General features: G+C 47.4%; 21 protein-coding genes and 1 pseudogene. 12 read left to right on the forward strand and 10 right to left on the reverse strand.

Annotated elements, in window-relative coordinates; genetic code table 11:
• Window positions 1-156 precede the first annotated feature (156 nt).
• The 8 genes from LRP49_RS11955 to fliJ are packed head-to-tail and all read left to right on the forward strand — an operon-like array spanning window position 157 to window position 7,987.
• Window positions 157-996, forward strand: a complete 840-nt coding sequence (locus LRP49_RS11955; RefSeq protein WP_274142420.1) for a MotY family protein — start codon at window positions 157-159, stop codon at window positions 994-996.
• Window positions 993-2,324: a sigma-54-dependent transcriptional regulator gene (locus LRP49_RS11960; protein WP_274142421.1), complete on the forward strand. Its 1,332-nt coding sequence runs from the start codon at window positions 993-995 to the stop codon at window positions 2,322-2,324. Before LRP49_RS11955 ends, LRP49_RS11960 begins: the two co-directional genes overlap by 4 nt.
• A gap of 12 nt (window positions 2,325-2,336) precedes the next feature.
• Window positions 2,337-2,699: a flagellar hook-basal body complex protein FliE gene (gene fliE, locus LRP49_RS11965; protein WP_274142422.1), complete on the forward strand. Its 363-nt coding sequence runs from the start codon at window positions 2,337-2,339 to the stop codon at window positions 2,697-2,699.
• A gap of 3 nt (window positions 2,700-2,702) precedes the next feature.
• Window positions 2,703-4,451: a flagellar basal-body MS-ring/collar protein FliF gene (fliF, locus tag LRP49_RS11970; protein ID WP_274142423.1), complete on the forward strand. Its 1,749-nt coding sequence runs from the start codon at window positions 2,703-2,705 to the stop codon at window positions 4,449-4,451.
• A complete protein-coding gene (locus LRP49_RS11975) occupies window positions 4,414-5,433 on the forward strand; it encodes a flagellar motor switch protein FliG (protein WP_274142424.1) in 1,020 nt (339 codons plus the stop codon). The genes fliF and LRP49_RS11975 overlap by 38 nt, the downstream gene beginning before the upstream one ends.
• Window positions 5,434-5,451: 18 nt before the next feature.
• Window positions 5,452-6,198, forward strand: a complete 747-nt coding sequence (gene fliH, locus LRP49_RS11980; RefSeq protein ID WP_420791551.1) for a flagellar assembly protein FliH — start codon at window positions 5,452-5,454, stop codon at window positions 6,196-6,198.
• Between the two features lie 31 nt (window positions 6,199-6,229).
• The gene (fliI, locus tag LRP49_RS11985) at window positions 6,230-7,540 is read left to right on the forward strand and encodes a flagellar protein export ATPase FliI (protein WP_420791552.1); all 1,311 of its coding nucleotides are present in this window, start codon (window positions 6,230-6,232) and stop codon (window positions 7,538-7,540) included.
• Between the two features lie 9 nt (window positions 7,541-7,549).
• Window positions 7,550-7,987: a flagellar export protein FliJ gene (gene fliJ / locus LRP49_RS11990; protein WP_274142427.1), complete on the forward strand. Its 438-nt coding sequence runs from the start codon at window positions 7,550-7,552 to the stop codon at window positions 7,985-7,987.
• Window positions 7,988-8,110: 123 nt separating this feature from the next.
• On the opposite strand, the gene LRP49_RS11995 is transcribed toward fliJ, so the two are convergent.
• Both LRP49_RS11995 and LRP49_RS12000 read right to left on the reverse strand, forming a co-directional pair.
• Window positions 8,111-8,485 carry a hypothetical protein gene (locus LRP49_RS11995; RefSeq protein ID WP_274142428.1) on the reverse strand — a complete coding sequence of 125 codons (375 nt, stop codon included), beginning with the start codon at window positions 8,483-8,485 and terminating at the stop codon, window positions 8,111-8,113.
• A gap of 126 nt (window positions 8,486-8,611) precedes the next feature.
• A complete protein-coding gene (locus LRP49_RS12000) occupies window positions 8,612-9,178 on the reverse strand; it encodes a hypothetical protein (RefSeq protein WP_274142429.1) in 567 nt (188 codons plus the stop codon).
• Between the two features lie 189 nt (window positions 9,179-9,367).
• On the opposite strand from LRP49_RS12000, the pseudogene LRP49_RS25330 reads away from it, so the two are divergent.
• A pseudogene (locus LRP49_RS25330) lies at window positions 9,368-9,508 on the forward strand (IS982 family transposase); the annotation flags it as partial.
• 24 nt (window positions 9,509-9,532) lie between these two features.
• Here LRP49_RS25330 and LRP49_RS12005 read toward each other — a convergent pair.
• Together LRP49_RS12005 and LRP49_RS12010 are read right to left on the reverse strand one after the other, a co-directional pair.
• The gene (locus tag LRP49_RS12005; RefSeq protein ID WP_274142430.1) at window positions 9,533-11,299 is read right to left on the reverse strand and encodes a choice-of-anchor Q domain-containing protein; all 1,767 of its coding nucleotides are present in this window, start codon (window positions 11,297-11,299) and stop codon (window positions 9,533-9,535) included.
• A 383-nt stretch (window positions 11,300-11,682) separates the two neighbouring features.
• The gene (locus tag LRP49_RS12010; protein ID WP_274142432.1) at window positions 11,683-12,273 is read right to left on the reverse strand and encodes an ATP-binding protein; all 591 of its coding nucleotides are present in this window, start codon (window positions 12,271-12,273) and stop codon (window positions 11,683-11,685) included.
• A gap of 152 nt (window positions 12,274-12,425) precedes the next feature.
• On the opposite strand from LRP49_RS12010, the gene LRP49_RS12015 reads away from it, so the two are divergent.
• Window positions 12,426-13,573, forward strand: a protein-coding gene (locus LRP49_RS12015) for an IS3 family transposase (RefSeq protein ID WP_274142433.1) whose coding sequence is annotated in 2 segments (ribosomal slippage) — window positions 12,426-12,660 and window positions 12,660-13,573 — 1,149 coding nt in all. Because the reading frame shifts where the segments join, the coding sequence is not laid out codon by codon here.
• Window positions 13,574-13,693: 120 nt separating this feature from the next.
• Here LRP49_RS12015 and LRP49_RS12020 read toward each other — a convergent pair.
• Complete coding sequence (locus LRP49_RS12020; RefSeq protein ID WP_274142434.1) at window positions 13,694-14,383, reverse strand: GIY-YIG nuclease family protein; 690 nt, start codon at window positions 14,381-14,383, stop codon at window positions 13,694-13,696.
• Between the two features lie 468 nt (window positions 14,384-14,851).
• Between LRP49_RS12020 and LRP49_RS12025 the strand changes: the two genes are divergently transcribed.
• Complete coding sequence (locus LRP49_RS12025; protein WP_274142436.1) at window positions 14,852-15,745, forward strand: DMT family transporter; 894 nt, start codon at window positions 14,852-14,854, stop codon at window positions 15,743-15,745.
• 30 nt (window positions 15,746-15,775) lie between these two features.
• On the opposite strand, the gene LRP49_RS12030 is transcribed toward LRP49_RS12025, so the two are convergent.
• The 3 genes from LRP49_RS12030 to LRP49_RS12040 all read right to left on the reverse strand — a co-directional run bounded on the left by LRP49_RS12030 (window position 15,776) and on the right by LRP49_RS12040 (window position 18,183).
• Entirely contained in the window at window positions 15,776-16,699 is a 924-nt protein-coding gene (locus LRP49_RS12030) for a DMT family transporter (RefSeq protein WP_274142437.1), read from the reverse strand.
• Window positions 16,700-16,862: 163 nt separating this feature from the next.
• Complete coding sequence (locus LRP49_RS12035; RefSeq protein WP_274142438.1) at window positions 16,863-17,348, reverse strand: acyl-CoA thioesterase; 486 nt, start codon at window positions 17,346-17,348, stop codon at window positions 16,863-16,865.
• A 121-nt stretch (window positions 17,349-17,469) separates the two neighbouring features.
• A complete protein-coding gene (locus LRP49_RS12040) occupies window positions 17,470-18,183 on the reverse strand; it encodes an AraC family transcriptional regulator (protein ID WP_274142439.1) in 714 nt (237 codons plus the stop codon).
• Window positions 18,184-18,462: 279 nt separating this feature from the next.
• On the opposite strand from LRP49_RS12040, the gene trpB reads away from it, so the two are divergent.
• Window positions 18,463-19,686, forward strand: coding sequence for a tryptophan synthase subunit beta (gene trpB, locus LRP49_RS12045; RefSeq protein ID WP_274142440.1), 1,224 nt, complete (start codon window positions 18,463-18,465; stop codon window positions 19,684-19,686).
• Window positions 19,687-19,751: 65 nt separating this feature from the next.
• On the opposite strand, the gene LRP49_RS12050 is transcribed toward trpB, so the two are convergent.
• Together LRP49_RS12050 and LRP49_RS12055 are read right to left on the reverse strand one after the other, a co-directional pair.
• Window positions 19,752-21,422 (reverse strand): mechanosensitive ion channel family protein, encoded by a 1,671-nt coding sequence (locus tag LRP49_RS12050; protein ID WP_274142441.1) that lies wholly within the window; start codon window positions 21,420-21,422, stop codon window positions 19,752-19,754.
• Between the two features lie 266 nt (window positions 21,423-21,688).
• On the reverse strand, window positions 21,689-24,895 hold the full coding sequence (locus LRP49_RS12055) for a glycoside hydrolase family 3 protein (RefSeq protein WP_420791553.1): 3,207 nt from the start codon (window positions 24,893-24,895) through the stop codon (window positions 21,689-21,691).
• Window positions 24,896-24,975 lie beyond the last annotated feature (80 nt).

Consider the following 24,975-nt stretch of genomic DNA (forward strand, 5'->3'; position numbering starts at 1 on the left):
GTGGGGGTGTTTTCCATTTTTTGTAGGTCTGGTATGTTGGGAAATATGTTTTCCGGAATTCGAGGAAATAAAGTAAATGTATTTTTGTCTTTGTTTTTCTACATTCTCAGTATAGAAAGTGTACATGCCACTATAAAAAATGAGATCATTGTTCCAATGGATATTTCATCATGGTCTTACAGTGGTGAATTATTTAAATGTACATTGAGGCATGCGGAAACATCCAATGGGAAGTATTACTTCCGCTCACTTCCGGGTAATCATTTATCATTCGAAGCTCACGATATTACGGAGCATGCCATTGCAAAAGCATCTCTCTATTTAGTTAGCCCTCCATGGGAGAGTAAACCTTCTTCGACACTGATATCGACAACAGAAGGAAACGGCCAAGAGCCGCTGACATTTAGCGATGGGATTGGCACGTTGATTAAAGGCTTGGCGTCCGGTGGTTGGATACAACTGCGACTCAATGAATCTCAACACTCACCCATTACTATGACGCTCCCCAGTATTCGTATCGCTGCGCCTATTTCCTCGTTCACTGCGTGTACGTCAAGATTGCCAGAAATGGGATATGACGATGCAAGGACGTTAGAGCTTCGTTTTTCACATGGGCAGCTCGGACTCACACAACCTCAGAAACAGACCCTCGCTGCATTCCAAAGCTATGTGGCACTAGACACATCCATAGAAAAAATACTGATTGATGGTCATACCGATGCAACTGGATCAGCAGTAGCGAATTTACGCACATCGCGCAGTCGTGCAGAAAGCGTGGCTCAAACACTGGAAGGTTTCGGCATAGAAAGAACGAAGCTGGAAGTTAGAGCGCACGGCGAAAGGTACCCGGTAGCCAGTAATAAAACCGAAGAGGGACGAGACCAAAATCGCCGCGTCACGTTAAGGCTGGTCATGGACACTGAACGCGTGACGACTCAACCAGAAAATTCGAATAAAAACAAAACAACCAACGAAACGACAAAGGTTCAAAAATGAAGAAAATGGACATTCTGTTGGTAGAACCAAATGAAAACGTAGCGTTATCAGTGATTGATGTGCTGAAAGATGCGGGTTATCGCGTAAAGCATGCTCGCACAGGGCGAAGTGCTTTACTTGGCGAGCCCGCTGCGATTTCGTTGGTCAGCTCCAACTTACCGGACATGAGTGTTCGTGATTGGGTTGCGTGCCATCAAAGGCAACAAACAAAAGGCGTCGCCATCGCGATTGTCGAACAAGATGAAGGCGTGCTGGCAGCAGACACCATGAAAGCGGGAGCCACAGATTACCTGCTTAAACCTTTTGAGCCATCACAGTTGCTGAACCTTTTGCAACGTGTCGAAGCACTTGGTCGCCCAATGGCAAACATTGTTGCGGAATCTTGGCGCAGCAAACAAGTCCTACAGCTTGCGCATCGCGCAGCATGCACCAGTGCAAGCGTATTAATCACTGGCGAGTCAGGCACCGGAAAAGAGGTACTGGCACGCTATGTTCATGAACACTCCTCTCGCAAGCAAGGTCCATTTGTTGCAGTCAACTGCGCAGCCATCCCAGAATCAATGCTTGAAGCGGTCCTATTTGGTCACGTAAAAGGTGCCTTCACCGGTGCATTGCAGTCTCAAACCGGCAAGTTTGAAGAAGCCAATGGTGGCACCATTTTGTTGGATGAAATTGGCGAGATGTCGCCCGCTGTTCAAGCGAAACTGCTGCGAGTACTGCAAGAGAGAGAAGTTGAAAGGGTCGGCAGTCATAAAGCGATTCAACTCGACATTCGCGTGATTGCAGCGACCAACAAAGATCTTCGCTTGGAAGTGCAAAGAGGTACGTTCCGAGAAGACCTTTACTACCGCCTGGATGTCCTTCCATTGCATTGGCCACCGTTAAGGGAACGCCAAGAAGATATTCTTCCGATCAGCCGATTCTTCATTGAAAAGTACCAAGATGGCAGCAAATGTCACCTTGCACCTGATGCGTTGGCAGCTCTTAGCCAATATGCGTGGCCGGGTAATATCCGCGAGTTGGAAAACGTTGTTCAGCGTGCGTTGGTCATGCGCCATGGCGACTACATCACAGCGCAAGATCTGATGTTGCCAGAAGGTGTTAACGCATGTGCGCCTGTCCTTCATCGCACTGATCACCTCGGACATGTCGAAGCGAAAAAACATGCAGAATTTCAGTTTATTTTGGACAAACTTCGCCAATTTGGTGGCAACCGAACCAAAACGGCAGACGCGCTTGGCGTCACGACGAGAGCACTTCGCTACAAACTTGCGGCGATGCGTGAACAAGGAATAGATCTACAGTCGGCACTCGGTTCGGCTGCCTAAACGAGGTAAAACATGGCTAATAATTCAATCACCAATGCGATGAATGCCGAACAACTCATGTTGTCAAAGATGGACATGATGAGGCAGCACATCCAACCCGAATTCGTGGTGTCTGCCAACCCTCTGGACAGAGTAGAAATGAGCAACAACACGCCGCTTTCTTTTTCGCAGGCAGTGACCAATGTGTTGGATGCGGTGAATGCCCATCAATCGGATGCCAGTGCAAAAATGACGGCGGTCGAGCTAGGACAAAGTGACGATTTGGTCGGTGCGATGGTCGCGAGCCAAAAGGCAAGCTTGTCGTTTAATGCATTAATGCAGGTGCGCAACAAAGTTGTGAGTTCCATTGACGAAATCATGAAGATGCCGGTGTAACACATGTCTGAAATTTCCACGCAATTAGCAACCTCCTCGACATCGGTTCCTTCGTCTTCACAGTTTGCGGGTGCCAAATCAGACAGCGAGTGGGTTAAGAAAGCAAAACGTCTATGGTCGAGCAGTCAGCGCAATCTGGTGCTTTCTGCGGTCATGGCTGCCATCGTTGCCGCGATCATTGTTGTCGCGCTTTGGAGTTCATCTCAAACCTTTCGTCCGCTCTATAGCCAACAAGAACGTTTTGATATTGGCGATATCGTTTCCGTGTTGGAAACGGAAGGGATTAGCTACCGCTTACAAGAACAAAATGGGCAAGTGTTAGTGCCTGAAGGGGAAGTGGCCCGCATTCGCATGCTACTTGCTTCAAAAGGCGTGAAAGCCCAATTGCCAACGGGGTTAGATTCACTGAAAGAAGACAGCTCTTTGGGGACGAGCCAGTTTATGGAAACGGCACGTTATCGACATGGGTTAGAAGGTGAGTTAGTCCGCACTATCATTTCGCTTAATGCCGTGGCGAATGCGCGCGTTCACTTGGCCATTCCTCGTCAGACCTTGTTTGTACGTCAAAATGCGGAAAGCCCGTCGGCTTCTGTCATGCTGGAAATCAAACCGGGCGAAGATCTGAAACCTGAGCAAGTTGAAGCCATCATCAACCTTGTGGTTGGCAGCGTCACAGGCATGAAAGCGGAATTTGTGTCAGTGATCGACCAGTTTGGCCGTCTGCTTAGTGCCGATGTGAACTCGGCGGAAGCGGGTAAGGTCAATGCGAAGTATCTCGAATACCAAAAGAGCGTGGAAAAGCAGGTCATTCAGCGTGCGTCTGATATGTTAACGCCGATTGTCGGCCCTGCGAATTTCCGTGTGCAGGTCGCCGCCGCCATGAACTTCAGTCAGGTTGAAGAGACGCAAGAGATCTTGGATACCACGCCTGTCGTTCGCAACGAACATACCATTCAAAACAACTCTATCGACCAAATTGCACTAGGTATGCCAGGGTCGTTGAGCAATCAACCCCCTGTAACGGGTGAAGATCCTGCTGAAGACAGTACTAACACCAACGCCCGTTCTGAAATTAATCGTCAGTACGCCGTGGGTAGCAGCATTCGTCGCACACAATACCAACAGGGACAAATCGATAAACTGAGCGTCTCTGTGTTGTTGAACTCTGCGGTTGCACCGAATGGGACTGCGTGGACTGACGAGGAACGTACTCAAATCTCAACCATGCTCTCTGACGCAGTTGGCATTTCAGCCACGCGAGGAGACAGCATTAGCCTGATGAGCTTTAACTTTACGCCAATTGAAATTGACGCACCGCCAGCCTTGCCTTGGTGGCAAGACACGGCAATTCAACAGCCAATGCGTTATGTGATTGGCGGCATGTTGGGTATGGCAATGATCTTCTTTGTGTTGCGACCGCTCATCATGCACTTGACGGGCTCTGACCGTCGCAGCAAAGAGCTGGAGTTTGCTGATGCACCCGAAGACATCACCTACGAAAACCTTCAGACACGCGAAGAGCGCGAACGCGAAGAATCAATCAATCGTCGCCTTTCAGAGAAGGGGATTGCGGTCAGTTCTGGGTTGGATGTGGGCAATGAAATGCTGCCACCTCCAGGCTCACCGCTTGAGATCCAGCTTAAACACCTTCAGTTGATTGCCAATGAAGAACCGGCGCGCGTCGCTGAAATACTGAAACAATGGGTAAATGTGAATGAACACAGCACAGTCAAAGCAGAAACAACAGCTTAATCACGTCGAGCGCACGGCGTTAGTCCTGCTTGGCATGGGTGAAGACGCGGCAGCCAAAGTGTTGCAGCATTTCAGTCGAGAGGAAACACAACGTGTTACCCGTGCGATGGCGCATTTGTCCGGCATTCAAAGTGACAGCGCGAAGGTAATTATTCAGCAGTTCTTTGAAGACTTTCGTCTGCACAGTGGTATTCGTGGTGCCTCGAAAGAATACTTATCGAACACATTGAGAAAAGCCCTCGGCAATGATTTGGCGAAAGGCTTGCTCAATAACCTGTACGGCGATGAAATTCGCAATAACATGCAGCGACTGCAATGGGTTGAATCAGAAGTGCTCGCGCGTTTCATTGCCAACGAACACCCTCAGATGCAGGCGATCTTCCTTGGTTATTTACCGGCAGACAGTTCGTCAGCGGTATTAAAACACCTGCCCGTTGATTATCACGATGAGCTGCTTTATCGCATTGCACGCTTACAAGATATCGATCATCAGGTTGTTCACGATCTGAATGACCTGATTGAACGCTGCATTGCACAGGTATCAATGACGCAAGCGGCACCATTGTCAGGCATTAAGCAGGTTGCAGACATTATCAATCGCTTTGAAGGTGATCGCGCAACCTTGATGGAAATGCTGAAACTGCATGATGAATCCGTGGCGAATGAAATTGAACAGAACATGTTCGACTTTATGGTGCTGGGGCGTCAAAGCGAAGAAACGCTGGACAAAATGGTGCAGCAAGTTCCTATCGAGCTTTGGAGTATTGCGCTTAAAGGTGCCGAAATTACGCTGCAACAGTCCATCAAACGCTCCATGCCACAACGTATGGCAAAAGCTCTGGAAGACGATATGCAGGCGAGAGGCCCAGTTCCTCTCAGCCGCGTAGAAACCGCACGCCAAGAAATCATGGACGTTGTTCGTGGTTTGAGCGAAGCCGGTGAAATTGAGCTGATGCTGTATCAAGAAGTCACCGTGGAGTAAGTCATGTCGGGAAAATTCATGAAAGTGCCACCGAGTGGCTATCGGCTGCATCGGTTTCCGCCGCTGGCAAAACCACTGGCTTCCGTGTCCTCTGATATCGGCTTGGACCACAATTGGCAAGACACACAAGCGGATATTCAACAGCAACTAGAAGCAGGCTTTCAACAAGGGCTTGAGCAAGGCCATCAAGAAGGCTTTCGCCAAGGTGTGGAGCAGGGGAAGCAGCACGGGTTCAGTGAAGGGCAGAACGAGGGTTTTCAAAAAGGACTTTCAGCGGGCGAACACGTGGGTAAACAGGCGTTTTTCGATGCGGTCACGCCCGTTAACGCGCTGTTTCAACGATTGACGGATTGGCAAACAGAGCGCGAGCAGCAGCAGCGTCATATGATTTGTGAATTAGTCCAGAAGGTTGCACAGCAAGTTATTCGCGCGGAACTGACGCTCATGCCACAGCAAATTCTGACGCTGGTGGATGAGACCTTGGAATCCATACCGGGCAAGTCAGAGAAAGTGATCGTACACCTGAACCCTCAAGATCTGGAGCGTATTACCAATATTAATCGCGAGTTGCCTGCCAACTGGAAACTCGTGCCGAACGCTGAATTGCCCGTGGGCGGCGTGCACCTTGTCACCGAAGATGCGGAAGCGGATGCAAGTTGTGATTCCCGCTTGCAAGCCTGCATGGACAATGTGAAACAACACCTGCTTGATGAAGTCAGCCCTGCGCCGACTGACGCCGAGATCCTTGAGGTGTTGAGTGAGTAACGTGTTTGCTCATGAGCTGCTTTCTGAGCGAATGAGCGAGGCAATTGCTTCGCTCGATTCCGTGCCTATTGCGCGCGTCACTGGGCGTCTTATCAAAGTGAATGGTTTGATGCTGCAAGCTGTCGGTTGCCGATTCAAACTGGAACAACGTTGTTTGGTCGAAACCGCAGAAGGGGACATGATTGAAGCGCAGGTTGTGGGCTTTGAACACAATGTGGCGTTCTTGATGCCAATTCGTCGATTGGGCGGATTATTCGCAGGTGCGAAGGTTGTGCCACTTGACGGTGACAGTACCGTTGAAATCAGTGCGCAATGGTTAGGGCGCGTGTTAAACGGCCAAGGCGATGCGATTGACGATGGGCCAGCCATTAAAGGCGGCGATCGTGTTTCGTTAGAACCTAAGCCCATTAACCCATTGAAGCGACGCTCGGTAGATACGCCATTGGATGTCGGTGTTCGTGCGATTAACGGCCTGCTAACCATTGGCAAAGGGCAGCGTATAGGCTTGATGGCAGGCAGTGGTGTCGGTAAAAGTGTGCTGATGGGGATGATCACCCAAAACACGGAAGCGGATGTGATTGTCGTTGGCCTTATTGGCGAGCGGGGACGTGAAGTCCGCGAATTTGTCGAACGCAACCTGACGCCGGAAGCGCGCAAAAAAGCCATTGTTATCGCAGCACCTGCCGATGAATCCCCATTAATGCGATTGCGTGCAACACTGTTGTGTCACCGTGTCGCGGAGTATTTTCGCGATCAGGGCAAAGACGTTCTGATGCTCATGGACTCGTTAACACGCTATGCCATGGCGCAACGAGAAATTGCCTTGTCATTGGGCGAGCCGCCAGCGTCTCGGGGTTATCCGCCTTCGGTATTTAGCTTGTTACCTCAGCTTCTGGAAAGGGCGGGTAACGGTGAAAACCCAGAAGGCAGTTTGACCGCAATTTACACCGTATTAGCCGAAGGCGACGATCAACAAGATCCGGTGGTGGATTCAGCCCGCGCGATATTGGACGGACACGTTGTCTTATCTCGTCAGTTAGCCGAGCAAGGGCATTATCCTGCCATTGATATCAACGCTTCAATCAGTCGCTGTATGGCTGCGTGCACACAAGGCTCGCATTCCACCATCGCGAATCAGTTTCGTGCGATGGTGTCTAACTATCTGCAAGTGAAAGAGCTTCTGCCCTTGGGCGGGTATCAACCGGGGCAAGACCCAGAATTGGACAGAGCGGTGTCTTTGTATCCGCAGTTGAAAAACTACCTAGTGCAAGGTGTCGATGAACGGTCGGACTACGTAAATAGCCTCACGGCACTGGCGCAGCTTTTTCAATCGCCAATGTAAGGATTGAGCATGGATGCAAAAATCAAAGCCTGTGGAAAGCTTCAGCGTGTGGAACAAAAACGCAGGGACTCGGTTGGCGTAAAGCTCGAAAGCATGCGTCAGCAGCATGCCTATATTCAATTGAAGCTGGGGCAATTGGGCGAACTGAAGAATCAAGCGTCCAGTGCGGCGACCAGCGCGCCAACGCTCAACAGTGCGTCGTTAATGAACCTGACCCACGTCGATTTGATGCTGCAAAAAATGCTTAACCATTGCGAACAAGAGCAAGCCGTTCTTCAGGCGCAATGTAATTCAGTTAAGAAAGAGCTAGAGCATCGTCACTCACGCGTTCTCGGGTTAGAAAAAGCCATGGAGCGTTGGACGCAACGCAAAAATTACGAAAAAGCAAAGCGAGAGCAGCGATTACTCGAAGAGTTAATCAATGCGAGAGTAAAGCGGCGGCGGTAGGCGAGTGTTGGTGCTTTTTATTCAACACCACAGAAACTAAAAAGGCGTTAGCAACGCGAATTTGCTAACGCCTTAAATAGAGCCGAGCGTGTCTACGTTTGGTAGTTCTAAGCGGTATGGTGCTTAATCAATATCGCAATCAGTACAGCTTTGCAGTGTTACTTCATGCTCAAAAACAGCAACGGCACTGCCATCAGCCAATAGCTCTGCAATTTCTTCTGCCACTTCTTTCTCATCTTCCGCTTTCACTTGAACCGCTAGGTCTTCTTCTGAGTAACCGTAGAAGTTCAGCAACAAGTAATCACGCGCTTCGTCTTTCGTGCACGTCACGTTCACCAAAATATCGGATTCAGCGTTGCCTTGCGCGATGATCGCCGCCATTTGCGCCGCGACATCATCTTTCATCGCAGCAGTTAACCAACCAAGATCCGTGCTTACTGTGGTGTTTTTGCAGCTAAAACAAGGAACTTGGTGAAAGTAATATTGAAAATCAGACATAGGTAAATCTTTCTTCAGGGATTTTGTAGCGAGATTATGCGCGTTTTCTAGAAAAATACTATCTCGATAGGTGCTGGAGGATGGGGTCTGTGGATGATTGTGCAGAGCGAGGAATGCTCTAAGGCACTATCTCAAATCGCATGCATTGTCATGGCCTCCTACTGAGAAAGCCATGCCATTTGCAACGTTGTTACCTTTCAGGTAGTGCATCGTGCGTGCTTTGGTATTGTAAGTAAGCGCTTTAAGCGTGCGTGTCACTTTCGAAAAACCTGAACCCAGTGTTTCCATCAAACACCGTTTAGAACTAATACTATCGCTCGAAAGCTGTCGCATCGCCGCTTTACTTTCCTCTTCACTCAGAGAATCCCAATCAACTTTCATTTCGTTTTGAAGTGATTTCGCGTGCTGTGTTAGTGCTTGTTTCACCGTTTCATCAACATCCGTACCAGAAATGATCAAGTCGATATCATCACGTACCCCATTCCCATCACCATCAGTGCCCTCTAAGCTTTCCGTTCTATCCAGTTGAGGCGCATGATTTGAATAAGAGACTTCCAACGATTGTTTGACGCTTTCTGCCAAGGTCACGGTTTCTGTCGGAGCTGAGGTACGTGGGTCGTTGGTGACGGGGTTGTCGCTGTCACATCCTGATAGGATCAAAAGCAGCAAGGGGTATAATGAAATCCGTTTCATTTGAAAATCTATTTAGCGAGCCAAAGAATTAACACCTGAACAGCGTCTATTTCTCGTTTCCTTCGTGTTCAGGTATATAGCTAATGTAAATTTTTTTATGGTGGCTTTGGCTTATTAGTGATATTCGGTTGTTAGGAAAACCAGACGCCATGTGCACTCAATAGGGCGAGGGTCAGCCTAGGTCTAGCTGACTCGATTATGGACATCTCTCAGATAGAGTATTCGAGGCACCGGAGCTGCGTAAGCTTCATGGTAAACCTGCTGACAGGCCTGATTAACTATTCATTCCAATTCAAAAAGCCGAATATCAATAATACTCGGCTTGAGAAGGGGGGCGGTTATTCAGATTCGAGTTTAGTTAAAAATATCTGCAGGATCTGGCAACTCTACCGCGCCGATATCTACCTCGATACCCACAATACGAGGATGTCCACGCTGGTCTGTTAACGGATTATTGGCAGCACCTCCAACACCATGATCAACTAACGGGCTACCTGGTATTGGCATATGAGTGGGAATGGGGCCACTTCCATTGTAATTCAGCGGGGCTAACTGAGAAGGGCCAACCAGCGTTGCATTGCACGTTCCATCGTCAATATGTACACCGCCGTTGAGCGTGACATTACTCGTGCCATCCAAATCGCAATGACCTCCTGCTAAGACCGTATTTCTCAATACACTACCCGTAGAATTAAACGAAAATAGCGAGCCGCCATCATTCTCCGCAAAGGTACTGTTGTCTATTTTTACCGCAGAGCTGTTATTGGCATAAAACGCTCCGCCACCAATGCCAGAATGATTTCCCGAGAGCGTGCTATTGCTCAATTCAACAATGCTCATGTCAGATTTGACTGCGCCACCATGAATATTTGCACTGTTGGCAGAGAGTGTTGTGTCAATGGCTACGATGTGAGCATTGTATTTGGCAACGATTGCACCACCGACATTGGCGCTATTTTCTGAAAAGAAACTTCTGGTTAGATTGACGATATTTGGGAATGCTGGATGGCCCCAGGCACTCATCACGCCCCCACTTGATGCGTGGTTGCCTGAGGCCATGATCGAGTTCAGATTCACCGTACCTGAATAAAAGAAAAAGGCGCCACCTTCAACACCAGCTTGGTTGTTTGAAAAGGCGCTGTTTATCGCATCGAAAGTGACATTACCTTCGGTGTAAACCGCCGCAGCATAAACCCAGGCATGGTTATTCGAAAATTCACTTCGAGCCACATTGAGTGATGAAAATTGAGATGAGCCCGCTTGAATGCGAATAGCACCTCCGGTGTGAGCAACATTACCTTCAAACACACTGTCGATCACTTTGGCTTCGACACCAGGGCCAGCAAAAATTGCACCGCCATAACCGACTGTGGTGTTGTTTGAAAAATGGCTGTTTCGAATGTTGATTGCGGTAGGTGATGACCAGCCAAAGGCGGCAATTGCACCACCAAAAGCAGTACTTACTGTGGATGCACTGTTGCCTGAAAAGGTACAGTCAGCAATCTCTATCTGAGCACCTTGATGGGCATAGATAGCGCCGCCATAGTTGGCTGCATTGTTTGAAATGAGGCAGCTTGACAGGTGGACGATGGAAGAGGATTCAGCATAAACGGCTCCTCCACTTCCCTGGGCAATATTGTTGAGGAGTTTACTATCAGTGGCGGTGACAACGGCCCCGGATAGGGCGGCAATGGCCCCTCCGCTTGCCCCGAAGATACTGGAAGTTGTGCCATACCCCTGTACCAACTCCAGATTTGACAGATTCAGTCTGACCCCATCTACAACAAAAATCGAATAGGCATCATCTCCACTGACAGTGAGCGTATTACCACCTGTGGGACCAGTGATGGTTAGGTCATCTGTTATCAGTGGTAAATCTGCGCTTAACAGTATTGTGCTGTTAGATAAATTACTGGCAAAGAGAATTTCGTCGCCTCCAATGGTCCCAGCGGTGCAGCCGCCAGAAGTGCCGCCAGTGTTCGCTGCGATAATAGCATCTGCCAAGCTGCATAAAGTACTGCCGCTGCCTCCATTCGTTGAATTAACAACAATGATGGCAGCCTGAACGTTTAAAGACATTATTGCCGTGAAAATTAAGATTACCTTCAAAAGTGTGTGCATAACTTCATCTCCAGTGGTTATGAAATAAGGAAGCTAACTTTCGGTTACCCAGTGATTAGAAGTCGTAATTAACCATGATGTTTGCGTTGTGGTTTTCAGGCTATTAATCAGTCTGGTGAATACTATTAAACCAAAGGAAGTCGCTCACAGGAGGGCAGACTGATGATCAATTGTGGCGATAAAAGGGCAATGATGTATGAAGGCATGGGTTTATAGCATCACGCTAAACCATTTTTGGGCGGTTTTGAGATGCTGGCGCAGATTTGGACATTTCCGTTTTACGATTTCTGGTAAATGTCGGGCTTTCGGATAATTATTTCTAGGGCAAAAGAGAAAAACATGACTCCAGAATTTTCCTTATCTCATACCAATAGTTAGACATATTACCAGTACAACTGATAACTTGGGCTATCAGACAATGGTGGATGCTCAGGTTTATGCACCTGAATTGTCAAAGGAATCGGGAAATCGACCCCAACAACAGCAAGTTCCCCTTGTTTTAGATTAGGCAAAAACTCGATCATCGACTTATCCACTTCTCCGCACGCTCGTTCTACAAGTTCACGGTCATTACTGTTAGTTAAGCGATGGACAAGTAAAGTACCCATTTGGCTTATCACACCTTCGGTAATATCCCTAGGTCGTTGAGTAGTAAGGCAAATATTCAGGCCATACTTACGCCCTTCTTTCGCAATGATTTCAAAAGCATCAAGACGAGTTGCATACTCTTCAAATCCTACCTTCTTACCAAGAAAGTTATGGGCTTCATCGACTACAGCAAGTAAAGGTCGTTTAATAAATCGTTCACTTCTCGCATAAGAAAGTAACTTACGTCCAATCACATTAGCTAGTATCTCCCTTGCATTAAACTCGTAACTAGTAGCACTTAAACACAAACGGAGGACACGACTTCGTGAAGTGAGAAATTCATCTAAAACTTCCCCAAGTGAGTCTCCTTGAGATTCTTCAAACACTACTTCGAACGATGGTGACTTGAGCACAGACTGAATTCTTGTAAAAAGAGAAGAACAATAGCCTAAATCGTTTGTTGGATTCCCCCAAGTGAATAGCCACCGACTTGATAGACACACTTGAGTTAGACAGAATAACTAACAGAGAGGTGTTTATGAGCGGTAAGAGATTTCCAGAAGAATTCAAAATTGAAGCGGTAAAGCAGGTCACCGAAAAAGGTCACAGTGTTGCTGATGTTGCCAGTCGTTTAGGAACAACAACACACAGCCTTTATGCGTGGATAAAACGCTATGGCCCTGATGCCCATCATCAAGCTAAGTCGGATGAAAGCGACGAGATCCGTCGCCTCAAAAAAGAGCTAAAACGCGTCACAGAAGAACGCGACATATTAAAAAAAGCCGCGGTGTACTTCGCAAGCCAGTCCGACTGAGGTACGCCTTTATCCGCGCTCACCAAGCGATTTGGCCTATCAGATTGATGTGTCACGTCCTCGGCATTCATCCCAGTGGTTATTACGCCTGGGTTCAAAACCCTGATTGCCAACAGGAGCAGCGGCGGAAATATCTCCTCGGACGTATTAAACAGTTCTGGCTTGAGTCTGGTGGTGTCTATGGCTACCGGAAAATTTACAGTGACTTGCGAGATGACGGAGAGTCCTGCGGAATTAATCTCGTTCATCGTTTGATGAAACGGGAGGGTTTGCAGTCTCAACGAGGATATAGAAAGCCTCGTCCTCGAGGAGGTACTGAAAATATTGTCGCTGCCAACAAGTTGGCACGGGAGTTTAATCCTACGGCACCGAATCAATCGTGGGTAACAGACATTACTTACATCAAAACACATGAAGGCTGGTTGTATCTGGCTGTGGTCATCGATTTGTTCTCAAGACGCGTGATTGGGTGGTCGATGAAGAGTCGGATAACCAAAGAGTTGGTGTTAGATGCGTTGCTGATGGCGATTTGGCGTCGTTCCCCGAAAGAGAAAGTACTTGTACATTCTGATCAGGGCAGTCAGTACACCAGTCATGATTGGGATAAATTCCTGACTCAGCATGGCTTGGAGTCAAGTATGAGCCGCAGAGGCAACTGTCATGACAATGCTGTTGCTGAAAGCTTCTTTCAGTTATTGAAACGAGAACGTATCAAGCGAAAAATCTACTCAACGAGAGAAGAAGCACGTATGGATATCTTTGAATATATTGAGATGTTCTACAACGTAATACGTCGGCACGGTTCCAACGATCAAATGTCACCTGTAGAGTATGAAAAGCAGTACGAAGAAGGGCTCAAAAGTGTCTACTGAGTCGGTGGCTATTCAGTATGCGCCCCCAATACAGTAGACATTAGTTAGGTAAGAGAAAGCAGGTCAAATCGCCCACTATGATTTGAGTATGATAAACGTACCATAGTCGTCGTTAGGTGCTTAACGACCACCCTTGCGTATATTCAATGCCATGTTGGGCTCTGGGCGATAGCGGCTCTCTAACAGGTATGACTCATACTCGGATATACCGTTATGTAGGATTTTCATTTCCAGCCGACTACCGTACTCGTTGAAAGCGTGTTGGAGTTTATCGTTATCATGAGACCCTTCACGCAGCGCTCTAAAATGTTGGTTACGTCTATTGAAATAACTTGTACTGACACCTACATACCCTTGAGTTAAATCCCATCCATCAAGAGCTATGTGATAAACACATGATGATCCCTTGCTAGTCGTCTTAAATGGGGTTTCTAGGGCTGACTTAATATCAAGGTAAGCCTGAAGAGAAAGATTTTGAAAACCCATTGGTCTAGCTTTTCTCTCTTCGAATAACTCTAAGCGCTTTTCCTCAAGAAAGCCTGATAAATCAGCCTTTCTGCTAAATAGTGATGGATTTAAGAGCACAAACAATTTGTCGAAGATATAAAAGGTTGATATCCAAAAAACAATACATAACACCCAAGAAAAACGAACATAAACTGGGTCAAATGAGTAACTACCTAGCGACATTAAAACTGATATCACCATCGAACCAACGATGAACTTAGGCAGCATTTTCTCAATGAATTTGGGGATAACAAACCCTCTGGCGATTCGCGCCTCTAACTCACTAAGCTCTTCTGATTCCACTCTAAATTGTTTATAAACATCAGACCCTAGACCAGCTTGGATCGTATTTCTCTTTGATTGTGTCGGTTTGTAGTAACGCTTTCGATATCTGGGCATGACTGGTGTGCTCAACTAGTTTTATTTGTGGTATGGCCTTAACTTACTAGACATTACAAAGATAAGAAAAAGTAGGTCAAATCATCACACTGTGATTTGTGAGTCTAAGCGCCGCTGGAACGGAAAGGGGCAAAAGTGAGTTAGCCCAACCCTCAAGCTCTAATAGCCACCAAATCCACGTCACACCGGAAAACACCCTTCAACTGGTCAAAAAAACACCCATTACGGTAGGGCATACAGCAGTTAGCTGTTCGCAAACTGAATAAACCGCATTTGTAGTGATTTATCTCTCAATAGTCATGTTCAATCGAGGCAAGCAGTGAAATAATACGCCCGCTTATCCACCCTCTACTCATTTTTCGCTGGTGCCACATGTTGTCCGAAAGACGCGCGTCTTTAATCTTGCTTGTTGTTACTGTTTTCGCTGCTTGGGGTTGGATTTTCTCCAAAGAGGCGATTCAGGGGTTGCCGCCATTCGGCTTTGTCGGACTTCGGTTTTTAGCGGCGTCTCTGTGCTTGTTGCCGTTTTGCTTTTCCAAGCTAAAGCAGGTTGATAGGGGCGATTTAGTGCGTGCATCTGGTGTGGGCAGTTTGCTGTCGTGTGCCTTGCTGTTCTGGATTTACGCCATGTCAGTCAGCACCTCACTAGGTGAAGGCGCATTCATCATGAGCTTGTCTATGCTCATAGTGCCGTTAATCGCCTGGGTGCTGTTTAAACAAAAACCGCAGCGTATTTTCTGGGTGTCCATGCCGGTGGCTGTGTCTGGCTTGGCCATGCTTTCTTTAGGGGGAGTGGGGTGGCAGTTATCAGCAAGCCAAATTTGGTTCCTTTTAGCCGCTTTGTTTCTTGCACTTCACTTTAATGTGAACAGCCGATACGCCAAGCGTATTCCCGCACTTGTTCTTACGTGTGTCCAGCTTTTCTCAACCGGTGTTATCGCCTCCATTGCGTCGTTACTCACAGAAACATGGCCAGAGAGCGTTCCAACGTCAATCTGGATTTGGTTTGGGTTAAGCGTGCTTGTTGCGACGAGCCTGCGTTACCTTATGCAAACGCTGGGACAAAAAGGTGCCAGCCCAGCGAATGCGGCCATCATTATGATCTTGGAACCGGTTTGGACCGTGGTGCTGAGTGTGGTGTGGTATCACGAAGCCATGCCTGCCCATAAAATCATGGGGTGTGGATTGATTCTCGCCTCGCTGCTGATTTATCGCGGGGCTCAACCCTTGCGCATTTGGTTGAGAAGAAAACCGAAACAGTTGTGAGAAAAAAGCAGAGCACATCGCTCTGCTTTTTTATTGGGCGAGGGTTTGTTTCTCACTGGCTTGTACCAGCAAGCAAAACGAAATCATCGCCATTCCTAACCAACCGAATGGCGATATCAGCTCGCCAACAATGACGACGGCCAATATTGCTGCCACAACGGGCTCAAACAAGGTAAGCAGAGTCGCTTTACTCGTGTTAACAAACGACAAACCAAAGCCAAAACAGACGTAACCGAGAAACATGGGAATAAGTGCCATGTAGGAAACGACAAGTGCGTTGGTCACGGTTGAAAAGAGGTGTTGTCCGGTAAAATACAGGCTGGGTAGCAGCAATAGTGCACCCAACAGAAAAATGCTTCCCATCGCCGATTTGGCGTTCACATCGTGCTGAATGAGTTGTTTCGCGACCCAGGCATAAAGGGTGTACGCCAACGCCGCAACGAGCCCAAGTGATATCCCCAACAATAACGACGCGTTTTGCACGGTATCCTTACCGTGTGATGTTTCGGACACTGCGAGCAAGGCTATTCCTATCGTGCCAACGATGGCACTCAATACCCAACGTGTTGTTAGCGCGGGAGCATTCCCAAATGTTTTTTCGATGATAACCGCAAAAAACGGGGCACTGGCGATGGAGATGACGGTTCCGACAGCAACACCGGCCAATCGCATTGAGGTATAGAACGCCAATGGGTAGATGGCGAGTGAAAAGGCACCAATGGCTAAAAGGACGGGGCGTTGCGTCAGTTTTCTCCAATCATTTCTGATATGGCGACGAAAAAACAGCCCTAACAACAGGCCTGCGACACCCATTGAAAATGCACCAATGGCGAGGGGGCTGATATTGGGGGCAAAACTTGCGACCGTGCCTGTTGTTCCCCAAAGCACTGAGGCAAATAAGATTGCGATACTGCCTTGACGCATAGCATCCAGAGAATGAAAAAAGGCTTTCATTGCGTGATGTCCGTTTAATAGTGATTAGGAACTATGTTAGATAAACGGTGCGATAGATTTGTGCTGAAAAGACGCAGTTTTAGCTTGAAAAGACTGAATGTGAATCAGCAGGGGTGAAGTACGGGTGCGCCTGTCTCTGGGAAACAGACGCACGACGTGAACATTATTTCAGGTATTTCACATGCGCTTCCATTTCTTCGCCGATTTGTTTGCGCATGTTCATTAAGCGGATGGCGGACTGCTCCAACGCGATATCTTCATCCGTATCGGGAATCCACTTCGGCACGGGCGCGGGGTGTCCTTCTTCATCAACCGCGACCATGATGACGATACAGTGCGTCGTGAGGCGGTTTTTCAAGACTTTTGGGTCACTGGCTTGCACGTCAATGGCGATGTGCATGGAGGTTTTACCTGTGTAAATCACCTTTGCGCTGACTTCGACAAGGTTACCAACATGGATAGGGGCAACAAAGCGAATGCCACCTGCATACGCGGTAATACAGTATTTACCACTCCACGCGGCTGCACAGGCATAGGCTGCAAGGTCAATCCATTTCATTGCAGCACCGCCGTGTACTTTTCCGCCAAAGTTCACGTCGCCGGGTTCGGCGAGAAAGCGAAGTGTAATGTCTCTTTTACCCTGACTCATGATGATGAAACCTCCTTATCATCCATTACTGCCAACAAACATTGGGCGTATAGGTATTTGATAACAACCGACGCCGATTAACGCAAACAAAAACAGACATTTCTTTATTGAAATCGTTGTTTTAAGACTTTGATTTCCATCGGCTAGGTGAAAGGCCAACGGTCATTGAAAAGCGACGACTGAACGCAGAAAGGTCGAGATACCCCACACGCTCCGCAACGATTTGGATAGGCAAATCTGTGTGCGTGAGCAGTGCTTTTGCTTTTTCTATTCGCTGTTGAACGATGTACTGATGCACGGTTTCTCCAACCGTTTCTTTAAAGCGTTTTTTAAATTGCGTGGGACTTAGACACGCGATATCTGCCAACTGTTTTATCGTGAGAGGCGACTCGATGTGCTCAAGGATGTGCGCCTGTGCGCGGCGGATGCGGCTGTCGATAATGACACTGATTTCTTGTTGTTCGAGCAGCAGATAGAAGAGGGAAAACAACGCCATTTCCAATTTACTGTCGACCTGAAACTCTAACTGTTTCTCTGCGAAATATACGAAGCTCAGCAAAGGTGGTGATATGGCGAACAACACAAATTCAGACTGGGAAATGTGAGGGGGAAGGGTGTCCAAGTCGACCACGATAAACCGAGCGGCATCGTCAGCACGGAAATGGTGCTCTGTACCTGCTTTTATAACGACACATTCGCCCACCGATACCGCGTCAGAAAAGCTATCCAGTGCGATGTGAATTGAACCTTGAATAGGAAGTACCAACTGATGAAAGCCATGAGTGTGGTTTTGAGTCTGCTTTGTGTACGCGCGAATGCTTAGCGTATTTGTCATGTCGGTACATCCAAATCCTTTTTTACAGTATTACCCGAACAATGGAATAGAGACAGTTCAACGGAACGGTTACTCCGGCAATCTCCCAGAATCTAAGGTTTGTGAAAGTATTGGCTCACAAAATAATCGGTATGGTGTACTGCTTTTGGAATAATCACTATAAGTTGTAGGGATACTGGCGAAGGTGGTGCTACCTCGAAACCAACCACCAAAGTGATGTCAGGGCATTGTCTACCTAAGTAGCTTTTAGATCGTTAAGGATAAAATCAGGAGTACTTCATGCAGAACACGTTTGAGCATGCGCTACCAGACGCAAAGGGATATTTTGGCGAGTACGGTGGAAGCTTCATTCCACCTGAGTTAGAGACCATTATGGGCGAAATCGCCGCGGCCTATGACGAATGTAAAAACGATCCCGGTTACTTGGAAGAGCTCGCGAGGCTGTACAAACATTTTGTGGGCCGCCCAAGCCCCATTTTTTATGCCGAAAACTTGTCGTCCAAGTACGGCGTAGATATTTATTTAAAGCGTGAAGACCTTAACCATACGGGTGCACACAAGATTAACCACTGCCTAGGTGAGGCCCTACTTGCGAAGAAAATGGGCAAGAAAAAGCTCATCGCTGAAACAGGGGCGGGTCAGCACGGTGTTGCTTTGGCTACTGCCGCTGCTTTGGTTGGTCTGGAGTGTGACATTTACATGGGTGAAGTGGACATTCGCAAAGAGCATCCAAACGTGGTGCGTATGCGCATTCTTGGCGCGAATGTTATCCCTGCTACGCACGGCCGAAAAACGTTGAAAGAAGCGGTCGATGCCGCCTTCGAAGCCTACATGAAAGATCCAATCACGCAAATCTACGCGATTGGTTCAGTCGTGGGGCCGCATCCGTTTCCAATGATGGTTCGTGACTTCCAATCCATCATTGGCAATGAAGCGAAAGTTCAATTCAGAGAAATGACGGGCGGATTACCGGATAACTTGGTTGCTTGCGTTGGCGGTGGCTCGAATGCAATGGGGCTCTTTACGGCATTTTTGGATGAAGATGACGTTAAAATCCATGGTGCTGAGCCAGCAGGTCGTTCACTCAACCTAGAAGGTGAGCACGCCGCAACACTGACGCTGGGTGAGCCGGGTATTATGCATGGGTTTAAGTCTTACATGTTGAAAGACAAAGAAGGCGAACCCCAAGAGGTCTACTCGGTGGCAAGTGGCTTGGATTACCCATCAGTTGGCCCTCAGCACAGCTACCTGAAAGATGAAGGGCGAGTGAATTACGGCACGATCGGTGATGATGAAGCGATTGATGCTTTCTTTGAATTATCGCGACTGGAAGGAATTATTCCTGCGATTGAATCAGCACACGCCGTAGCGTATGCATTGAAATTGGCAAAGCAGGGGGAGAAAGGTTCTATCTTGATCAACCTGTCTGGCCGTGGCGACAAAGACATTGATTTTGTCGTTGAACAGTACGGTGCCAAATACGGCATTGAATCCTTGGTTTAACGGAAAAATTGTCCCCCTCGTTAAGTGAGGGGGACAATCGCGAGTGTGCTGTCTCAACGGTCTGTTTATTGAGGGGCTTGATCGGACGACTCTTGACGAATGGTTATCTCTCTTTGTGGGAAAGGGATGCTGATGCCTTTTTCTTCAAACTGGATTTTCACTTCTTTTGTTACATCCCACATCACATCCCAGTAGTGCTCAGTTCTTACCCACGGACGTACGATGAAGTCCACGGAAGAATCGCTTAACTTTTCCAGCTTTATGATTGGCTCTGGAGAGCGAAGAATATCAGGATGCTTGGTAACAACATCTTTAAGCGTTTCTTCAACCAAGGAAATCGAATCACCGTAGCCGGCACTGAATATCATATCGATACGACGTATTTTTTCATGCGTCATGTTCTTAATGACATTACTCCATATTTTTTGGTTCGGAATAATGATGATTTGATTGTCGAAGGTTCGAATTGTCGCGTTAACTAGGCTCATGTGGCTCACTTTGCCTTCTACGCCACCTGCCATGACGTAGTCACTGACATCGAAAGGTCGATAAATTAATAGCATGATACCTGAGGCGAAATTGGCGAGCACATCTTGAAGCGCAAAACCAATAATGATACTGGCGATACCGAAGCCAGTGAGAATTGGCATGACATTAAAACCAAGTTGAGATATGGCAAAAATAACACCTAATATTATGACTACTCTTCCTGCTAATTGGGTTAGGAAGTCTTGCATTAACTTCGGCATATCAAGCGTATTCGACGTCACGATGCGGTTTGAGAAGTATCTTGCCGATTTGTAAAGTTGAAAGGTGACCAATGAAATAATCGTGAGCATGATGAGCTGAATGATAAGATAAGGCAGTTTCTTCGAAATTAAAGTCAGTGCTTTTTCCTTCCAAAGCGTCATTAATTTGAATATTGCTTCACGTTCAAGGATGCCGCTATCGATGACGCCTGTCGTTTCAAAATGTAAAACTTGATAGCCAGAGGTGTCTATATTGTATTCTTTTGCCAATGTGATCATGTTCAGTAGGCTAGCGGCATTAAACTCAAGGCGTTTTTCATTGGTAAGGCTGTCTATTTCTGCAACAGAACGATCTTTCCCTTGGGAAGCAGTTTCGAAATAGTGGTTTAGTGTCTGACTCTTTTTTAGGTAATCAATGGTCTCTTCTATCTGTATTAATCGGTCGGATATTTTTTCTTTAAACCATGATTTTTCTTCGTCTACATTAATGTCGATAGCCTCTAACCATAATATATTTTTAAGTTCCTCCTTATACAAAAGATCAAGTTGTTCAATGAAGTCACGATATTCTCCAAGTAGCTTCAGTTTTTCTCGACTATCAGAGTCGTAAATGGCTTGTGCAATCTCATTGAGGGTTAAAGGAATTTCTGAAAATCCAAACGCCGCATCTTCCCTTTGAATGGCAATGGTTTCAACGATAATCATGTCACTTAGAATGCGATGTTTTATGGCGTGAGATATAAGCTCTCGTAACTCCGTGTTTACTTCTCGCATTCGCACATAATTCTTTAAAAATGCCTCACCTTCAATGCTTTCAGACTTTTCGCTTAACGCTTCCATTACGTCGTACTTTTCTCTGATTGCCTCCAGCAATACTTCAGTTTCCCCAATACTTGGCTCTGTGTTTTCAGGGTTTGCCATGATAGTTGGTGCCACACTAAAGAGGAGGAAAAAAATAATCGACGGTATGATGTTTGAGCGTGACATATTTCCTTCCTTTTCTAGGCAGCGTGCAGTGAAATACAGTCACGTGAATTGATTCAATCAGCGTTATAATTCGAGTGACGTGTTACTTTTAATTTCACACTGATTGTTATTAATTTCTTTATTGAATGTGATTTTTCTCATAACTGATATTCATGTTGTTTTTTGCTTACGATCCGACTAACGCGAATTGAACGTTTTGCCCAGATCATATGTGCAAGGCTTTCAAGCTAAGCACTGATATAGGGTCTGGGCTCGTGTGAGGGCAATTAGTTTTTGGTTAGAACGATATTCCGAACACGATAAGAAACACCGGCCTGCGAAGCATCCCACTCAGCGAGTGTGGCAAACGGCTTATTCACTTTGGTGATATCCAGTTTACCTGTATTAAGTTCAGAGATGGGGACAGAAATACTGTGCCATTGACCTGTTTCAATAGGACCGAGAGGGTAATCGTTTCCTGAGCCTGTGGGAGATTCCATCTTAACGACGAGGGTTTCACACTGCGTTTCCCCATAGGTTGCAGGTTTTCCATAACACTCGATGAAGACCTCGAATGTGAGATGGCCTGCGGCAAACTCGGTTAAGTTCTGTGTGATACCTTGCATCAGAACGACACCTTTGTAGTCTTCGGGACTTGCTTTGTTATACGACACGCGGAATTCATGCGTTTTATCTTGGTCGGCTGGTGCTGTGAGTTCCAAATGATCGTGCAAAGGTTGCCAGTTGGAGGTTTGTGCCTGCCATGCCACAAGATTGGGTTGCATAAGCTCCCACAAGTTGATGTTGTCTCCTTCCAACGGAGGAAGAGGGGAAACGAGCAATGCATCATGAGGTATCGCGTCGACGGCATCATCCAAGCCGCGCGGAACAAAACGGATTTCACCAAGGTTAAACGTTACTGGTTCATCACAATGGATCAGAAATGCGGTATCCAACAGGGAGAAGTTCATCCCTTCATCCGCAAAGTATTGCAACGGGATTTTAATGGTCGTCCACTGAGTGTCGTCCTCGCCAGTCGGTGCGGGAAGAATCTTATGAATGGGGATTTGTCCCAAGCATGGCCAGCCACAGTGCATTGCTAGCATCATGCTTGTTGGTGCTGGCGACTTCAAATCGATGTCAAACTGCAATGTCGCATCGGCATTGAGAAAGTCATACCTGTCTGCAGCGGCTTCATCAGGGGTTTGCAGATAGACTTGAGCGGGAGCATCACCACTGAACTCGATACGAATCGCATCTTGCTGGTGGAGGTGATCAATGGGTGTGGTTTGAATACCTTCTATCAATGTAGGCGTGCCATTTGAGACGGCGACTCCCTCCCAATGGTTTGCTTCGCTGGAAATGCGAGGAACAAACTCCCCTGATGCCAAACGCCCATATATTTCTAAGTTGATTGCAGCAATGCCATTGTCTGGCGCGTTCATGCCGCATCCATATGGTCGTGGATCCAACGGCAAATTGTCTAAATCAAACACTGAGCTTGAGGCTTCCTCTCCATAAGAGAGTCCGTATCCATACGGAAAAAGAGGCGAGTGGTCGCCGTCAACATCTTGCTCGGTCTCCGGTGTTTGGTAATTGGGAATATTGGGTGCTTTCCGGTTGATTGCAGTCGCACATTTTGTTTTTGGCCACGAAAAGGAGAGTCGCCCTTTAAAATCCAGCGGATTGTGATTAAACAGGACATCGGTAATGCCCAATCCTTCAGTGCCGGGGAGCCAGCCAGCAACAAACGCATCGGATAGGTTTATCTCTTCGTTGACGTACAAGGGTCTGCCTGAAAAGAAAACGGTGATGATGGGGAAGCCACGTTGATTCAACGATTGAATCAGGTGCAGGTCATCGGCGTAAGATGGCTTTAACGTGGCATACTCCAAGGTTTTTGTTGGGCTGATGTCACCAAACATTTCCGCATACGGGTCTTCACCGATAACCACAATTGCGATGGCATCCTTTGGGGCGTCGTTGCTATCTGTATAGACGTTCTGCTCGCCAACAACCTCCTGAACGGCCATTAACATTGTGGTCGCACACGGGAAGTCCTGCTCTAGGGTATTCTCGGTGCCTTGCCATGTGAGCGACCAGCCTCCCGTTTGTTTTTGAATATCGTGTGCGGCACTGCCAACAACGAGGTATTTTTGGTTTGTTGATAGCGGGAGAATGTCATTGTTGTTCTTAAGAAGGACAAGGGACTCACTGACGGCTTGTCGCGCTAAGGAACGGTGAGCTTGAGAGCCTAATATCTCTTGTTTTCCGGCAAGTCGGCGTTGGGAGGGCATGGGTTTGTGCCACAAATTAGCGCGCATTTTTACGCGTAGGATGCGCGTTACCGCGTCGTCGATTCGAGACATCGGAATGAGACCATCGTTGACTTGATGGATGACATTTCGATAAAACGCCTGCCAATCTTTTCGCGCGGTGACCATAAATATGTCATTGCCTGCCAACACCGCTTGTGGGCTGTTGCCTGCGGTGCTGCCGTTGATTTCACTGTGGCCGTTCCAGTCAGTGACGACGAGTCCGTCAAACCCCATTTTGTCCTTTAGTACATCATTCACAATGTACTTGCTGCCGTGAAGTTTCTTGTTATAAACCTCGGTGTTCATGACGTCGTAGTTAGCATCATCATGCCAGGAGTTAAACGACGTCATGACGACTTGCGCCCCTGCATCTAACCCTGAAAAATAGCCAGTCGCATGAATATTACGAAGGTAGTCTTCCGTATAGTGGTTCTGTCCACGGTCGATGCCTTGTTTTGTGCCCCCGTCACCCAACCAATGCTTAACATTGGAAATGACATGGGTGTCGGACTTTAGTCCTTGTTCGTCACCTTGGAGGCCTTCGACCATTTGGGAAGCGTATTGGTAGATGATTTCAGGGTCTTCGGAATACCCTTCGTAGACGCGTCCCCAGCGATAATCACGAGGTGCCGCAACCGTGGGAGCAAATGTCCAATCCAAACCCGTTGCCGCGACTTCCTGCGCGGTCGCTTGACCGATTTTTTTGATCAATGCGGGATTGTTGGCCGCGCCAAGTCCGATATTGTGCGGGAATACGGTAGCGCCAAATACATTGTTGTGGCCGTGAACGGCATCTGTCGCCCACATGATGGGAACTCGAAAGCCACGCCCTTGATAGGCGTTTTCTAGTGCAAGAAAGTATTTGTCGGCTTCTTCTGCCCACTCTTGCGCCGAGGCATATTTATTGCCGTTTGGCCAAGCACCCCCGCCATTGAGAATAGAACCCAGTTTGTATTTCTCGGCTTCTTCCGGCGTAACACTGCGTAAGTCAGGTTGAACCATCTGGCCAACTTTCTCTTCCAGCGTCATCTTGCTCAAAATGCGTTGTACTTCCCTTTCAATGTTTATGTCTTTGGGAATGGCACTGTTGATCAGTGGCCAATCAGGAAAGTAAGGCACGCTGCATTCGCGAACGTCGCTGATGAGTGATGGTTGAGATGTCTTACCTGACACAATGCTATTCCTTAACGTATCCCCGTCCTATTTCGGGAGCAGGGTGATGCGGCACAAAATGAAAGCGCTTTCTTTTAGAGTAA

It is taken from the genome of Enterovibrio qingdaonensis (assembly GCF_028683135.1).
Classification (GTDB): domain Bacteria; phylum Pseudomonadota; class Gammaproteobacteria; order Enterobacterales; family Vibrionaceae; genus Enterovibrio; species Enterovibrio qingdaonensis.

Excerpts from the sequence above, each read along its gene's own strand:
- LRP49_RS11955 (WP_274142420.1), top strand. The coding sequence starts at position 157 with ATGGATATTTCATCATGGTCTTACAGTGGTGAATTATTTAAATGTACA.
- LRP49_RS11960 (WP_274142421.1), top strand. The coding sequence starts at position 993 with ATGAAGAAAATGGACATTCTGTTGGTAGAACCAAATGAAAACGTAGCG.
- fliE (WP_274142422.1), top strand. The coding sequence starts at position 2,337 with ATGGCTAATAATTCAATCACCAATGCGATGAATGCCGAACAACTCATG.
- fliF (WP_274142423.1), top strand. The coding sequence starts at position 2,703 with ATGTCTGAAATTTCCACGCAATTAGCAACCTCCTCGACATCGGTTCCT.
- LRP49_RS11975 (WP_274142424.1), top strand. The coding sequence starts at position 4,414 with ATGAACACAGCACAGTCAAAGCAGAAACAACAGCTTAATCACGTCGAG.
- fliH (WP_420791551.1), top strand. The coding sequence starts at position 5,452 with ATGAAAGTGCCACCGAGTGGCTATCGGCTGCATCGGTTTCCGCCGCTG.
- fliI (WP_420791552.1), top strand. The coding sequence starts at position 6,230 with ATGAGCGAGGCAATTGCTTCGCTCGATTCCGTGCCTATTGCGCGCGTC.
- fliJ (WP_274142427.1), top strand. The coding sequence starts at position 7,550 with ATGGATGCAAAAATCAAAGCCTGTGGAAAGCTTCAGCGTGTGGAACAA.
- LRP49_RS11995 (WP_274142428.1), bottom strand. The coding sequence starts at position 8,485 with ATGTCTGATTTTCAATATTACTTTCACCAAGTTCCTTGTTTTAGCTGC.
- LRP49_RS12000 (WP_274142429.1), bottom strand. The coding sequence starts at position 9,178 with ATGAAACGGATTTCATTATACCCCTTGCTGCTTTTGATCCTATCAGGA.
- LRP49_RS12005 (WP_274142430.1), bottom strand. The coding sequence starts at position 11,299 with ATGCACACACTTTTGAAGGTAATCTTAATTTTCACGGCAATAATGTCT.
- LRP49_RS12025 (WP_274142436.1), top strand. The coding sequence starts at position 14,852 with ATGTTGTCCGAAAGACGCGCGTCTTTAATCTTGCTTGTTGTTACTGTT.
- LRP49_RS12030 (WP_274142437.1), bottom strand. The coding sequence starts at position 16,699 with ATGAAAGCCTTTTTTCATTCTCTGGATGCTATGCGTCAAGGCAGTATC.
- LRP49_RS12035 (WP_274142438.1), bottom strand. The coding sequence starts at position 17,348 with ATGAGTCAGGGTAAAAGAGACATTACACTTCGCTTTCTCGCCGAACCC.
- LRP49_RS12040 (WP_274142439.1), bottom strand. The coding sequence starts at position 18,183 with ATGACAAATACGCTAAGCATTCGCGCGTACACAAAGCAGACTCAAAAC.
- trpB (WP_274142440.1), top strand. The coding sequence starts at position 18,463 with ATGCAGAACACGTTTGAGCATGCGCTACCAGACGCAAAGGGATATTTT.
- LRP49_RS12050 (WP_274142441.1), bottom strand. The coding sequence starts at position 21,422 with ATGTCACGCTCAAACATCATACCGTCGATTATTTTTTTCCTCCTCTTT.